We start from the raw sequence: 15891 nt of genomic DNA, 5'->3' as shown, positions 1-15891 counted from the left end.
GGCAAAGAATTCTATCCGAGGCAAATTATTTCTCGGTGTTCAATGTTTTATGAGGCAAACTTTCGATGCGTGAAGCCTGACTCACCACCATATAATTGAGTTTACGTTGTAATTCAGAAATTGTATTAGAACCGCCATAGGTGAGACCAGAACGTAATCCACCAACAATATCGGCAATAATGGCATCTTCATCCTCACGATACGGAACTTCGGTGGCAACTCCTTCCGCTGTTTTCCAATCATTCATTTCGCCCATAAAATCTTCTTGAGCTTCTCGCGATGCCATACCTCGATATTGTTTTACTTTTTTGCCATCTGATTTTTCTATAACAGACCCTGGAGTAGGTCGAGTTCCCGCAAATAGCCCCCCTAACATCACAAAATCGGCACCAAAAGCCAATGCTTTTACAATATCACCGGCGGTTCTAATTCCACCATCTGCAACAATCGACCGATCTGTACGCGCACAATCTTGAATACAAGAAAGCATGGGCACACCAAAGCCTGTTTTAATGCGAGTTGAACACACTGAACCACCACCTATGCCAACCTTAATCAAATCCGCGCCACAAGAGGCTAAATAATCAGCACCCGCATAAGTGGCCACATTACCTGCCATTAAACATCCATTAGGCAACAGGCTGCGCAAATTTTTCAAGGTTTGCCCTACATATTTTGCATGAGCATGTGCAACGTCTATACAAAAGTACTCCGCTCCCACATCTCTTAAAGCGGCCGCACGGTCCAAATCTGCCTTTGTACAACCGATTGAAACAAAGGTCGGAAATTCACAGGCCTTAAATACTTTAATGTTGTCATCGACAGACATAAATCGATGCAATGCTCCCATCCCTCCTTTAGATCCCATAAAATTAGCCATTTTATCTTCGGTGATGGTGTCCATATTAGAAGTAATTACTGGCAATTTAAGCGTGAGCTTTCCAGTTCTATCTTTCATCGAAATATCGACTAAACGTCGAGATTCATAGTGGTTGTAAGCGGGGATTAATAGAACATCATCAAAGGTGATGGCGGAGTGTTGTATCATAGTAGTGACCTTGTTCCTAAAAAATGTGATTATAAAGAAATGCACCGGCTTTATCCAGACTTGATACAGCAAAACAATCTAGATTGGTTCACCTCTAAAACCTGGCTCTACATATAATCCTAGATTCTGCAGTTGGAACCTACTACGAGGTCCTAATGCACTGAATCGAGGATGATCCAAAACTTGCAAGATTCGCCCTAAAAGTGGATTATACGGCCATGAACGACAATAATGCACTGTATCCGATATTATCGCGGGTGGACACCCCCCACGATTTACGCACTCTGCCAGTGGAGGATCTCCCCGCTCTGGCGGATGAACTGCGTTTGTACCTCATTAACTCGCTTAATCAATGCGGGGGACATTTCGCGGGCAGTCTTGGAACAGTCGAACTAACCATTGCCCTACATTATGTATTTAATACCCCCGATGACAAATTGGTCTGGGATGTGGGTCACCAGGCATATGGACATAAAGTACTCACCGGGCGTCGTGATCGCCTTAACACGATCAAACAATACCAAGGCCTTTCCCCTTTCCCTAAACGTTCAGAAAGCGAATATGACACGTTCGGCGTAGGACATTCCAGCACATCCATTAGCGCTGCTTTGGGTATGGCGATTGCTTCAAAAATTGCCGGAAGCCCTAATCAAGGTGTTGCTATCATCGGTGACGGAGGCCTGACAGGTGGCATGGCATTTGAAGCGTTGAATCACGCAGGAAGTGTAGACGCCAATTTATTAATCATTCTCAATGACAACGACATGTCCATTTCTCATAATGTTGGTGCGCTCACAAATTATCTCACTCGAATCTTAACCGGAAAAACGTACACCTCTTTCAGAGAAAACAGCAAGAAAGTACTGAATATGATGCCACCAATGAAAACATTAGTGAAACGCACTGAAACGCATTTAAAAGGTATGATAACACCAGGTACATTATTTGAAGAATTAGGCATTCACTATTTTGGTCCTATTGACGGACATGATTTAGACAGTTTAATTCCTACCTTACGAAATATACATGAGCTGACTGGACCTCGTTTGTTGCATGTTGTCACAACAAAAGGAAAAGGGTACGAAGCTGCGGAAACAGATCCTATAAAATATCACGCTGTAAAACCTGGTTTTCACAAAACAGAAAACAAAGCAGATGATCAATTAAAAGAATCCACATTATCAACTAATTTTTCTTCTACAATTCCCGTTGAAAATCTGACGAATAAACGTTTCACTTATTCAGATATTTTCGGACAATTTTTATGTGACATCGCCCATGATGATAAACGCTTGTATGCCATCACACCGGCAATGAGGGAAGGCTCAGGCATGGTTGAATTTCATCAACGTTTTCCCGAACAATATTGCGATGTAGGAATTGCTGAACAACATTCAGTTACATTGGCTGCAGGATTAGCCTGTGAAGGATTAAAACCTGTGGTTGCAATTTATTCCACTTTTTTGCAGCGCGCTTACGATCAATTAATACATGATGTAGCGCTGCAAAATTTGGATGTGACATTTGCAATTGATCGTGCAGGCTTAGTCGGCCCAGATGGCCCTACTCATGCCGGTAGTTTTGATTTAAGTTTTTTACGATGCATTCCTAATATGATCATTATGGCACCGAGCAACGAAAATGAATGCCGACAAATGCTCTACACTGCTTATCAATATCCAGGGCCCGCAGCTGTGCGCTATCCTCGTGGCAGCGGTACTGGTGCACCCATCCAATTTACCATGACAATGTTAGAAGTAGGCAAATCAGAAACGCTTTTACACGGTGAAAAAATTGCGATACTGGCATTTGGCAGCATGGTAACGCCTTCTCTGACTGCAGGAAAAGAACTCAACGCTACGGTAGTGAATATGCGTTTTGTAAAACCTCTTGATGAAGAAACTATTCTGCAAATTGCCAAAACCCATTCTTTAATTGTGACTGTCGAAGAAAATGCCGTCATGGGCGGTGCGGGCAGTGCAATTAATGAATTTCTCGCTGCGGAAAATATGAAAATTTCTATTTTAAATCTAGGACTACCCGATACATTCATCGAACACGGTGATCCTGATCTCCTTCTCGCCAATTGCGGATTAAATGCCGAAGGTATTTTGAGCGCTATACAGGAACGCGAGGCCAAAATTAAAAATACGGTATTTTTTGACTGACGCAGTTCTGCTATAACTGCACCATGATAAATCATTTATTAAAATCCTTATTCAACAGTGTATTTCCCAACCATTGTTTGCTGTGCAATAAAAAAAGCGACACGGGAAAAGATATTTGTGAGCATTGTTGGACTACTTTACCTTGGCTATTGGCTAGCTGTTATCAATGCGCAAAACCACTGAATATTGCACACAATGAGCCGTTGTATTGTGGAGAATGTCTGAAGCGCCCACCGAGTTATGATACCACTCTTGCCCCTTTAATATATCAAGGGGAAATTATCAGCTTGATCACAAAAATGAAGTTCTATAATAATCTTTCTGCCACACGTTTATTCGCTGAGTTAATTGCTGAACGAGTTATTGCTCAGCATTCTTCATATGACTTACCGACACTGCTGATTCCTGTTCCACTTCATCCAAAACGTTTACGTCAACGAGGCTATAATCAAGCCACTTTGATCGCAGAACATATTTCTAATCTCATACAAATACCGATAGACATAAATCTCTGCAAACGGATTCGTTATACAACCCCTCAAAGCAAAACGTCTGCTGAATTTCGACGGTCAAATATTGTAGATGCTTTCAGCATCAACAAACCGATTGAAGCTCAGCATGTTGCAATCATCGATGATGTGATGACCACAGGAGCTACAGTAGGCGGCCTGGCTCACATTTTTAAGGCGAATGGGGTGGAAAGGGTGAGTGTTTGGTGTGCAGCCAGGGTCTAATGTGAGTGGCGCCAACAGGCAAATTCAGTGAGCTTTACCCTAAAAATCTAGCATATTTGCTTGACTTGATGAGGTACAGAAGGTAGTATCCCTGCTATAAGAAAATAGTTAGACTACGTAAAATATGAGGTTATTAATAATGTATAAAACAACAGAATATTCCGGTGCTTTTTTTGACAGTAAAAAATCTAATGATGACTTAAAAAAAGAATACGATCAAAAACTGTCTGCGCTTCAAAGTTTGGTCGCCAATCTAGCGCCTGAAGATAAAACAACTCTCAGCACTGCATTGCCTACTTCTACTGCTTGCAGAGTAAATCCAATTACAAACCAATGGGAATCAGTAGAAGAAAGAAATAAACGCGAATACGAAGCATCTAAAGAATTGGCTGCGCTGTTCACTGAACAAAACGATTTAGAAGAGGGCACAGAACAATTTAGCAAATTCAATGATATTCTTATATCACAATCTAGAGACATACTCGTTAAACATCAATTACAATCTCTCAATCCAACCCTAGAAACTACAAACCAAGAACTTTTAAAAGCTCTGCATCAATTACCACAAAAACTCAAAATGCCAAATAACATTACTCGTAAAAATGCACTCGTGGCAATTGAAGTGATGGATCTTCTTACTGGCGCACTTAATGCACATTTAGCAAATGCTAAAGCAGAGAAGTCGACAAAACCACTTTCAAAAGATGAAATCACTCGTAAACTCGCAGAACTCGGAAAATTATTAGAGAATGATGGAATAAATGGCATGTTCTTTATTATTTTAGGGACACTGTTAGCAGTTGCCGGTCTTACCCTACTAGGCGGACTTGTAGCTTGTGCAACAGTGCCTGGTTTTGCTCTAAGCGTCTGTACAATGATTGGTGTAACCGCGTCAATAAACACCGCTAGTGCAGTCTACTCCGCTGGCTTTATAGCATTTGTTTTTGGCTTACTCTCAATCTCAGTTGGCGGAATTATATTGCCTGAAATCACGAAATCGTCCGACGCTAATCCAGAAGCCGCTAAAGCGATCTTGGATGTTTCAAAAGCATGGGACTTAGAACCTCCACATTGTGCATCGCCATCAATTACAGGCTAATACATTAGCCAAAATGATAGCACCTTTTTTTTGGACTGTGCTTTGGTTAGTCAGAACCCAGCATTTTTTCGATCGCAGATAGTGAAATACTCGTCTCTCCATTTTGTTTTTGTTGAGTACGCACTCCCCATGCATGTCCGTAAATAATTTCGTAGGTCCCTGGATACGAATTTTCATTTTTCATTGTTTCGTAAGCAGCAAGCATTTTATTCCATTGATTTTTTCCCATTAGCCCTCGAGGACGATCACAATGAGCATTGGTTGATCCCGTATCCCGCAGATCCTGAAATAATTGCTGCACACTTTTATAATTAACAGTCAGCGTTTGCACATCCACAACGGGATCCACGAATCCTGTCTGTAACATTAAGTCACCCACATCATGCATATCAGGAAAATCATGAACATGAGGGAAATTATCAACCTGTGCAAAAGCTTCGCGACATTCCTTCAAAGTATCAACACCCATAGAGGTCAACAACAGGACACCTTTAGGATCTAAAACACGTGCAATTTCTTGTAATAATTTTTGCGGATCATTCACCCAATGAAATAATAAATTACAGACAATGAGCTGTTGAGAATGATCTGGTAATGGCAAAACACTATTTTCAGAAGACAAATATTCAAGAATATCAATAGTAATAATTTTGGCGTGTGGGTAAAGCTCTTGCAACAATTCCTCACCATATTTTGACGCCGCACCCAAATTAAGTACATCTTCTGGTTTTATCAACATATATTCCAATCGTTCAATCAAACGATTAAAAATTTCACGCTGCACAATCGCCGCTTGATCATAGGTTGTTTTTGAATATTTACGCTGTTTAAGTACATGTACTTGATCTAATTTCATTTTACACACCATGATATAGCAATGAGTAATTTAACCATTAATAGTGTTAACGTAACCTTGATTACTGTACTTTAAAATACGCTCATCCCGAGTTAGTAAGGTCAAGTTCATCACACGTGCTGTTGCAACAATAATTCTATCTGCTGGGTCTTTGTGAAAATGATTAGGCATTTTTACACTATCCATAACTATCTCAGGAGACAATGAAGCTAAACTAATTCCTGGAGCACTTAGAGCTCGGTGAAGCCATTCATCAATAGGACAACCCAGCGATATCCGTTTGTTATGTTCCAACATGGCAATTTCCCACATCGATATTGCTGACACATAAATTGTGTGATTTTTAGATGCCTTTTTAATTGATGAAATGGATGACTTTTTTAATTGCTTGTCACCCAGTACTAACCATAACCAAATATGTGTATCTAATAATAGATTATTCATTCGCTTCCCACTCATCTTTGATTGGAGATATTATATCTCCATGAATGGTGGCTGTATTTGCCATACAACCGAATATCTCTGCAGTTTCACTCTCAGGCACGGGTATAATCATAGCAATAGGCTTACCATGTTTTGTAATAACATACTCTATATGTTTATCATGAACTTGATCCATCACCTTTAAGCAGGTTGCTTTGAATTCCGTTGCAGAAATCTCATGGGCCGTATTTAACATCATAATCTCCAAAGTGGTCACCTAATATGGTCATATTATAGTTTATCCCGAGAAGAAAAGCAATATCTTGGTACTGCCATACAAACAAGATTCTTTGCCTGAATACTATACCCAACAAGAAAATAATCTATATATTATTTGTACACAAATCGAATTTTTGGGTCATGTTCGAGGCTTGGTAATGTTGTCAACCCTAAAATTGATCCAGCCTGACTATTAATATGCTGCTGTTATTATATTTTGGCAATCAATTCTCGATCATTCTCTTCTATCTCTTCTAACTGAATAGTACGATGGCTCCCCTTATCTGGATTCTTGAAATCGTGTTTGTTAGGTGCATGAGCATCAATTACATGCGACGAATACACTTCATCACCTACAATTTTCGGCGCTGTAAATTTAAATTTATGTGCGTTTTCAGAGATGCGACGACTCCGAGGAGTGAGCTTATAACTTTCATCTTCAGAATCATATTGGAAATTTAAATCTAACTGCTGACCGATGCCACTGTTCGTAGATTTATGGCCGAATGAAAGATTATAATTGGCGCGAAACATGTGCTTGTAAAGCTCATTCGCTGCTTTTGTTCTATCAATCCATTTTTCTTCATCTTGCAATTCAAACATCGTTTTTATAAGTTCTATGGCAGTATCACACTCGGCCTTCGCTTCTGCGTTTTCATCAGACTGATATAGGAGTTCAGCAAAGTCACACAAATTTTCTTTGTTTTCAACATTTATTGCTTCGCAAATATTTTCCTGAATATCTTCTGCGGATATACGATGACACCTATCGAGCCAAGCATTATCAAGTCTTATCTTTTGAGTGCCATTCGTTTTCATTGGTATCGGATTAGTGACATGAACGCCGTTGTATTCTTTGACTAAATGTTTATCAACACCGACAACGAAGCTTGCATCCCTGGTTTGTTTTTCGTTCAATTTTTTTGCTTCGTCCATTTCGATTCCAACAAAGTCCTTACTGCCTATATGACGTCCTACATGATAGAGTTTTGATGGATCATTTGGGTCATGAAAGAAACCGTGCAGGGTTTCATCATCACGTAACGGTGGCAAGCATGGAGAAATACGAACCGGGGGAAACTGTTTTAGCTCTAATAAGGGATTTATCGATATTTCTTTGAGTATCGATGAGGTGTTGTCTGCGTATATTGTGTGTAAAAGTTCGCCAAATCGATAACCTTGGAAATTCATTACACCCCTGTGAAGCCCAAGAACAAAGCCATTAATATCTATTATAGGAGCACCACTACTACAATGTGATGTCGCCATTACATAATCTGCTATTAATTTATGTTGCTCGCCACCACCACTCTCACCAATGGAAAGCCTTTGGAGGTCTTCGCCATCAGGATAATGCAATGTCCATAAATTGCCAAAAGGCTGCTTGTCTGCGTCAGGTGCATCGTGATGTATTAGTGGCAGTACTGGTGCTTCAACTGGTTCAGATAACTTTAATATCGCATAGTCGAAAGCAGGTACTCCGTCACTGGGTATAGACCCATCTTCTAAACAGCCAATGATCTTCACGGATTTTTCTAGACCATCCTCAGTAGGAAAGACAATATATACGGGTTCAGCAAATTCTCCGGTTTCTAAATCTACTACGTCAATAATGGCATGCTTTGAAACGAGAATTGCAACTGAATTTATTAAAAATCCCGTGCCAAGATTCGAAATGCTTTCTGTAAAGATTCGCCCAACGGATCTCTTGTAGTCATATACGATTTCAGCGATAACATTATCATTAACTTCTGAATATGTCTGAGGATCTTCATTAGCAACGGATTCGACTAAACCATTGTAAGGCGCGGGACCACTATCAAAGAAATCACCCGCAACAATATCGCTAGGTATCTGGGGTTGTCTCTGAAGCTCTTCAAACTCTTCATCGGTAAGCGGTTTGTACTTCATTTGGACCTCGCTTAGATTTATAAAATATTACCTCAACTCAGTGTGAATTATATTCCCTAGCACACGCGGTCATAAGCGATGCTTTTCAATCACTGCTATTTTAACTCATAATGATAATTAAAAATTACATTACAAATCGGTCACAGTACCTTCAAAAACTTCTGCTGCTAACATTATTGTTTCACCCAGCGTTGGATGAGGATGAATAGTGAGCGCAATATCTTCAGCATCACAACCCATTTCAATGGCAAGAGCAACTTCACAAATCAAATCACCTGCATTAGTACCCGTTATGCCACCACCCAAAATACGTTTGGTATCTGGATCAAATAATAATTTAGTAAGCCCTTCGCTACGCCCCATACTGAGTGAGCGACCATTCGCAAGCCAAGGGAATACACCTTTAGCATATTTAATGCCTTTAGCTTTTGCTTCAGTTTCAGTTAGTCCTGCCCACGCCACTTCGGGATCAGTGTACGCAACGGAAGGAATAGTTTTTGGATCGAAAATATGTTTTTTGCCGGCGATGACTTCAGCAGCAAGATGTCCTTCGGGCACCGCTTTATGTGCGAGCATCGGATTACCAACGATATCACCGATAGCAAAAATATTGGCGACGTTCGTGCGCTGTTGATTATCAACGGTGATAAATCCTCGCTGATCAACAGAAACGCCTGCTTTATCCAGTGATAATTGATCGCTATTAGGACGACGCCCAACTGATTGTAAAATATAATCGAATTTTTGCGGTTGATCCGGAGCGTTTTTACCTTCAAATGTTACATACAATCCATCTTTTTTCGCTTCAACTGCAGTTACTTTGGTTTCGAGCATTATGCTCTTGAAGCGTTTTTCCATGCGTTTGTGTAAAGGTGCTACAAGATCTTTATCTGCACCGGGCATTAATTGATCCATTAATTCTACAACATGCACTTCAGCACCCAATGCTTCATACACAGTACCCATTTCTAATCCGATAATTCCACCGCCCAAAATTAACAACTTGCAATTCAATTCAGGTAATTCGAGCGCACCCGTTGAGTCAATAACTCGCTTATCTTGAGGCATAAAAGGTAAATTAATCGGCCGTGAACCCGCCGCAATAATGCATTGTGAAAATTTTACAATAGTTTTCTCTGAACCTTTAATGACTTCAATTTCAGTGGGGCTAATAAATTTACCCGTCCCTTGAACAACAGTGACCTTTCGTTTTTTTGCGAGCATATCAAGCCCGCCAGTTAATCGCTTAACAACACTGTTTTTCCAGGCTCTTAACTTGTCAGCATCAATTTTTGGCTTACCAAAATCAATTCCATGCGCAGCCATTTCTTGCGTTTCTGTTAATACTTTTGCGATATGCAGATAGGCTTTCGAAGGTATACAGCCAACATTTAAACAAACACCACCTAATGCTTCACCATCATCGATCATGACAACAGTTTTTCCAGATCCTTCTTCTTTAAATAAATCTGCAGCACGATAGGCTGCTGAATAACCTCCCGGTCCAGCACCTAATACAACGAGATCAGCATTTATTGTGTTACTTGCAGGCATATTATTACTCCCAATTTTGTTCAGACAAACGATTCACTATATCAACCATAAATCGCGCTCCATCAGCACCATCAATGACACGATGATCATAAGATAAAGATAATGGCAACATGAGACGAGGCACAAATTCACCATTTTCATAAACGGGCTTCATCGACGAACGTGAAACCCCTAAAATTGCAACATCAGGCGCTTTTACTATTGGCGTAAACGCAGTACCCCCGATGCCACCTAAACTTGAAATCGTAAAACAACTACCTGCCATTTCCACAGGCGTTAATCCTTTTTCTCTGGCTTTTGCACTGATTTTTGCGAGTTCATCCGCTAAAGTAAAAACATCTTTTTGATCAACATCACGAATCACTGGCACAACTAATCCGTTAGGGGTATCGACCGCAATTCCCAAATGAAAATATTTTTTCATCACTAAATTTTCACCCGATTCATCCAGTGAACTATTAAAAGTCGGATATGCTTTTAAACTTGCGACTACCGCTTTCATAACATAAACAAGCGGTGTTAATTTCACGCCTTTTTCAGCCGCTTTTCCTGCCTGCTCTTTTCGCAATTTTTCTATTGCTGTGATATCAGCTTCGCCAAATTGAGTCACGTGCGGAATAGTTACCCACGATCGGTGTACGTTTGCGCCCGTTAATTTTTTAATTTTATTCAGTGGCTGAATTTCAATTGCACCAAATTTTGCAAAATCTACTTTTTGTGCAGGAATTAATTCAAGACCCATTCCACCACGTGGCTTTGCCAATTCACCTCGCACAAAAGCTTGCACATCTTCTTTGAGAATGCGCCCTTTAGCACCTGATCCTTTTACTAAACGTAAATCCACCCCAAATTCGCGAGCGATTCTTCGAACACTAGGACTAGCATGAACATTGGCACCAGCTGGCGTAACAGACAAAATGTCTCGAGCAGAAACTGGGATGGGGGAAATGGCTGGTGCAGATTTAGGAATATTTGCAGAGGATTGCGAGACTGAACCCTGAGCAACCGATTCTTTTTTAGTAGGCACACCCTCCGCTACGGCCAGAAGAACCGCAATAGAATCTCCTTCTGAAACTTTCGCTCCAACAGTCACCAAAATTTCAGTCACTTTTCCTGAAAAAGGCGAGGGAATATCCATCGTCGCTTTTTCACCTTCTAAAGTAATTAAAGGATCTTCTTTTATTACTTCACTCCCTACAGCGACATGAATTTGAATTACATTAACATTCGATGCCCCACCAATATCAGGGATTACTACTGTTTGCGGAGATGCTTTTTTTTCTTCTGATTCATTTGATGCAGCTGATGAAGCGCTACCCGTTTTTTTCGCTTCTTCCGTTTCACTTACTTCAATTGTTGCAATTAAATTTCCTTCACTGAGTTTATCACCCACCTTCACTTGCAAGCTCACAATTTTTCCAGCAAAAGGCGATGGAATTTCCATCGTCGCTTTATCACCTTCTAGCGTAATCAATGCATCTTCTTTTGCAACGACATCACCCGGTTTGACAGAAACTTCAATGACGTCAACATTTGTTGCCCCACCAATATCGGGTATGGTTATTTCCTTTATCATTACGCTTACTCCACCCTTCCGATTACATTGTTGCTGGATTTTGTTTGGTGGGATCAACACCCCACTTCGTCATCGCACGCTGCACTGTGGCAGCATCAATTTTACCTTCGCGACATAACGCGCTCATTGCTGCAGCAGCGATCGCTTTTGCATCGACTTCAAAGAAATGACGGAGATTGACACGTGTATCACTTCGACCATAACCGTCTGTACCCAATACCGTATAATCAAATGGCACAAATGCACGAATTTGATCAACAAAACTACGCACATAATCTGTAGCCGCTATCACAGGACCAGGATGCTCCGCCAATGTTTTTGTGACAAAACTCAGCGTTGGTTCTTTTTCAGGATGTAGACGATTTTCACGCTCATGATGTAATGCTTCTCGCGCAAGTTCTGTAAAACTCGTGACACTCCACACATTCGCATCAATATTTTCTTCACTCAGTAATTTTGCTGCTTCCTCTGCTTCACGCAAAATCGCGCCACAGGATAATACATTCACTTGATGAGATTTATTTCCACTCGCCGCACGCAATAAATAGAGACCTTTAATAATGTTTTCTTCAACTCCTGCTGGCATAGCAGGGTGCGCGTAATTTTCATTCATTACAGTGATGTAATAAAAAACATCTTCTTGTTCAGTGACCATTCGTCGCATTCCATCACGAATAATAACAGCTAATTCATAGGAATACGTTGGATCATAACTAACACAATTTGGAATTAACGCAGACAACACATGACTATGACCATCAGTGTGTTGCAAACCTTCTCCCGCTAATGTTGTGCGACCAGCGGTTGCTCCCATCAAAAATCCTCGAGCACGCATATCGCCAGCGGCCCACGCTAAATCCATAACTCGCTGAAACCCAAACATAGAATAATAAATATAAAAAGGAATCATCGGGACACCATTCGTACTATACGATGTCGCAGCAGCCATCCATGTGGCAAATCCACCCGCTTCGCAAATACCTTCTTGCATATATTGTCCGTCTTTTTTCTCTCGATAAGACATCACTTGATCTTTATCAACGGGTTCATACAATTGACCACTCGGAGAATATATTCCGATTTGCCTAAATAATCCTTCCATACCAAAGGTTCTAGACTCATCAGGAACAATTGGTACTATATTTTGTTTAATATTTGCTTCTTTAAGTAACACACTCAAAATACGCACAAATGCCATCGTCGTTGAAATATGACGATCCCCAGAATCTTCTAGTAAAGCAGAAAACTTTTCGAGTCCTGGCACTTCTAATTTTGGACATTCTTTAGATCGAGCAGGAAGAAATCCACCCAGCTCTTTACGACGTTGATGTAAATATCGCATTTCAGGTGCATCATCATTCGGTTTGATATAGGATAATTTAGCAACATCTTCTTCTGTAACTGGAATTTTAAATCGTTGTTTAAATGCGATCAAATCTTCTGTCGACATCTTTTTTTGTTGGTGCGTAATATTTAATCCCTCACCTGCCGTCCCCATGCCATATCCCTTAACGGTTTGGGCGAGAATAACAACTGGCCCTTCCTGATAAGACATTGCAGCATGATAAGCGGCATAGACTTTTTGTAAATCGTGACCACCGCGATTTAATTGCAATAACTCTTCATCACTTAAATCGGCAACCAGCGCTTTTAGTTCTGGTGTATTAAAAAAATGTTCACGAAAATAAGCGCCGTCATTCACAACATAATTTTGCATTTCACCATCAACACAATTCACCATACGCTGCTCTAAAATACCTTGAGTATCTTTGGCAAATACTTTATCCCACTGACTTCCCCATAACACTTTAATGACATGCCAACCCGCACCTCTAAAAATACCTTCAAATTCTTGTACTACTTTGCTATTTCCTCGAACAGGGCCATCAAGTCGTTGCAAATTACAATTAATGACAAAAATGAGGTTATTTAATTTTTCACGCGCCGCAATGGATAACGCACCCATTGATTCGGGCTCATCCATTTCACCATCACCGCAAAAAACCCATACATGACGATTTTTATTATCAACTAAACCCCGATTGCCTAAGTACTTCAGAAAACGAGCTTGATATATCGCTTGAAGAGGCCCCAGCCCCATAGAAACTGTAGGAAATTGCCAAAATTTCGGCATCAACCACGGATGGGGATACGACGAAAGACCTTTCCCTGCAACTTCTTGTCGAAACTGATCCAGTTGTTCAGCACTAATACGACCTTCTAAATAAGCACGAGCATAAATTCCAGGAGAGGAATGACCTTGAATAAACAGCAGGTCGCCCAAAAAATCAGACTGCCGAGCACGGAAAAAATGATTGAATCCCACTTCATATAATGTTGATGCAGAGGCATAGGTTGCGATATGACCACCCAGTTCAGAAGCTCGCTTACCTCCACGAAGCACTATGGCTTTTGCATTCCAGCGAATCAGCGCCTGTAGACTCTCAGCTAGCTGCCCATCATCTGGCAGTTTTACTTCATCTGACACTTTGATTGTGTTCACATAAGGTGTATTAATAGCGCCTTGACCTGCTGTTATATTCACTTGTGAGGCCAATAAACTTACTAAGAAGCGCGCACGCTCTGCGCCTTCGACTCTCATCACGGACGCCAATGCCTCAAGCCAATCTTGCGTTTCTAAGGGATCATTATCAACCATCATGGGTGAATCTGTCATAGTCTAAACACTCTTCATTCTTTGAAAAGGGGTTATGATACTGATATTTGGGGGAACATGAAAGAGGAAGCAAGGGATAATGGTCAGGGCTAAAAAAAAGGGGCGATGCTCACGTCATCACCCCTTAGATTATCGTTACAGAAGGATTAGATCAAACTGATCAAGGTCAAAACCGCAATTGCGACTATCCAGACTATTTCAGCTTTGAACACAATATCCAAAATACTTTTGTTTTCTTCTACAGTTGCATTACTCGCGTTTTCAATATCTGCATTAGCAGCTGCTAAACCTAAAGTAACAGGCAACTTCTGTTCGACATCCAAACCGCCCACCAAGTTTTTCATCAATTGGTTTAATGCTGCACCAAAATTACCAACAGCACCAAAGCTCAGTCCAACCAACCGAACAGGTACCCAAGCCATAATACCTTGTACTAATTTTGCAGCCTCTAAATAATCGGCAGCATCAGAACCAGGTTTTGCTCCCTCATGCGTTAATCGGTGTACTAAAAAGTAAACGACCACACCAAATAATCCAAAAAGCATATACCAAAATAAAACACTGAACACATGATGTAATGATATAATCACAACTTTCGAACTAACCGCTCTCGCTCGCTCAGCGGGAGAAGTTGGCACAGATTCCTTTAATAAGTCTTTTAATTCCTCATCAGACGATTTTCCTTTTTCTGCTTTCCCACCACTCAAATAATTTGAGATTTGCTTTGAAATATCACGTGAATCAAGGCAGAAAAATACGACGGCAACTCCAATCACTAATCCAAAAATAGGATTACCACCCAAAATTGCATCAAGAATCCAAACTAAAACAGCAACAGGTAATACGACTATCGCTAACCCAACGTAACCCTTCATCAAGGATTGACCCAACGTTTTTTGTATTAAAGCACGATAGGGTTTAAACCAATCCAACTCTGATAATGAAAAACGAATATTGAGAAATCTTTGTATTCCTATACAAATCAAGACAACTAACAGTTTCATAATGTCATTCCCTTGTTAATAACCCTCGATAATAAGCCCAATCAAATGACTGTCCCGGATCGGTTTTGCGAGCCGGAGCAATATCTGAATGACCTACTATCCTTTGGGGTGTGATCCCTGGATAACACTGCATCAAACAGCGAGTAACATCTACTAACTGCTGATACTGTACGCTAGTATAGGCTAAATTATCAGTTCCTTCCAGTTCTATACCAATTGAAAAATCATTACAACGAGTTCGCCCAGCAAAATTGGACTCTCCAGCATGCCATGCTCTTCGATGAAAAGGCACAAATTGAATGATTTTTCCCGTTCGACGAATAAAGAGATGCGAAGATACTTTTAGGTTTTTGACGCTTTCATAATAAGGGTGAGCAGAATGATCAAGGCTATTACAAAAGAACTCTATTACTGCATCAGATGTGAAATCAGCAGGTGGCAAACTAATATTATGGACCACCAATAAATTAATATCCATGCAGGTTGGACGATCATCACAATTAGGCGATGGGTGATAATCTATGTGCTGTAATAATCCATTATCAATGCAATGAATCGACAT

13 protein-coding genes are annotated in these 15891 nt (G+C 40.5%); 3 read left to right on the top strand and 10 right to left on the bottom strand.

The genetic code is table 11. The features are described 5' to 3' along the window. Positions 1-25: 25 nt before the first annotated feature. A complete protein-coding gene (locus tag K2X50_00835) occupies positions 26-1045 on the bottom strand; it encodes a guanosine monophosphate reductase (GenBank protein MBX9585778.1) in 1020 nt (339 codons plus the stop codon). A gap of 221 nt (positions 1046-1266) precedes the next feature. Between K2X50_00835 and dxs the strand changes: the two genes are divergently transcribed. The 3 genes from dxs (at position 1267) to K2X50_00820 (ending at position 5049) form a co-directional block, all read left to right on the top strand. Then, positions 1267-3216 carry a 1-deoxy-D-xylulose-5-phosphate synthase gene (gene dxs / locus K2X50_00830; GenBank protein ID MBX9585777.1) on the top strand — a complete coding sequence of 650 codons (1950 nt, stop codon included), beginning with the start codon at positions 1267-1269 and terminating at the stop codon, positions 3214-3216. A gap of 23 nt (positions 3217-3239) precedes the next feature. Next, the gene (locus K2X50_00825) at positions 3240-3950 is read left to right on the top strand and encodes a ComF family protein (protein ID MBX9585776.1); all 711 of its coding nucleotides are present in this window, start codon (positions 3240-3242) and stop codon (positions 3948-3950) included. A gap of 139 nt (positions 3951-4089) precedes the next feature. Next, on the top strand, positions 4090-5049 hold the full coding sequence (locus tag K2X50_00820; GenBank protein MBX9585775.1) for a hypothetical protein: 960 nt from the start codon (positions 4090-4092) through the stop codon (positions 5047-5049). A 46-nt stretch (positions 5050-5095) separates the two neighbouring features. Here the strand turns inward: K2X50_00820 and K2X50_00815 are convergent, their stop codons facing one another. From K2X50_00815 to ampD, 9 genes are all read right to left on the bottom strand, one after another. Continuing rightward, positions 5096-5905 (bottom strand): methyltransferase domain-containing protein, encoded by an 810-nt coding sequence (locus tag K2X50_00815; protein MBX9585774.1) that lies wholly within the window; start codon positions 5903-5905, stop codon positions 5096-5098. A 30-nt stretch (positions 5906-5935) separates the two neighbouring features. After that, entirely contained in the window at positions 5936-6349 is a 414-nt protein-coding gene (locus tag K2X50_00810) for a type II toxin-antitoxin system VapC family toxin (GenBank protein ID MBX9585773.1), read from the bottom strand. Then, complete coding sequence (locus K2X50_00805; GenBank protein MBX9585772.1) at positions 6342-6584, bottom strand: type II toxin-antitoxin system Phd/YefM family antitoxin; 243 nt, start codon at positions 6582-6584, stop codon at positions 6342-6344. Before K2X50_00805 ends, K2X50_00810 begins: the two co-directional genes overlap by 8 nt. 233 nt (positions 6585-6817) lie before the next feature. After that, entirely contained in the window at positions 6818-8518 is a 1701-nt protein-coding gene (locus K2X50_00800; GenBank protein ID MBX9585771.1) for a serine protease, read from the bottom strand. A gap of 129 nt (positions 8519-8647) precedes the next feature. After that, on the bottom strand, positions 8648-10072 hold the full coding sequence (lpdA, locus tag K2X50_00795) for a dihydrolipoyl dehydrogenase (protein MBX9585770.1): 1425 nt from the start codon (positions 10070-10072) through the stop codon (positions 8648-8650). A gap of 4 nt (positions 10073-10076) precedes the next feature. Then, positions 10077-11648, bottom strand: a complete 1572-nt coding sequence (locus tag K2X50_00790; GenBank protein ID MBX9585769.1) for a dihydrolipoyllysine-residue acetyltransferase — start codon at positions 11646-11648, stop codon at positions 10077-10079. Positions 11649-11670: 22 nt separating this feature from the next. Next, positions 11671-14325, bottom strand: a complete 2655-nt coding sequence (gene aceE, locus K2X50_00785) for a pyruvate dehydrogenase (acetyl-transferring), homodimeric type (GenBank protein MBX9585768.1) — start codon at positions 14323-14325, stop codon at positions 11671-11673. 146 nt (positions 14326-14471) lie between these two features. Beyond that, on the bottom strand, positions 14472-15329 hold the full coding sequence (ampE, locus tag K2X50_00780) for a regulatory signaling modulator protein AmpE (protein ID MBX9585767.1): 858 nt from the start codon (positions 15327-15329) through the stop codon (positions 14472-14474). 4 nt (positions 15330-15333) lie between these two features. Continuing rightward, entirely contained in the window at positions 15334-15891 is a 558-nt protein-coding gene (gene ampD, locus K2X50_00775; protein MBX9585766.1) for a 1,6-anhydro-N-acetylmuramyl-L-alanine amidase AmpD, read from the bottom strand.

The organism is Gammaproteobacteria bacterium (genome assembly GCA_019748175.1).
GTDB lineage: Bacteria > Pseudomonadota > Gammaproteobacteria > JAIEPX01 > JAIEPX01 > JAIEPX01.
This window is presented reverse-complemented; position numbering and strand designations above follow the sequence as displayed.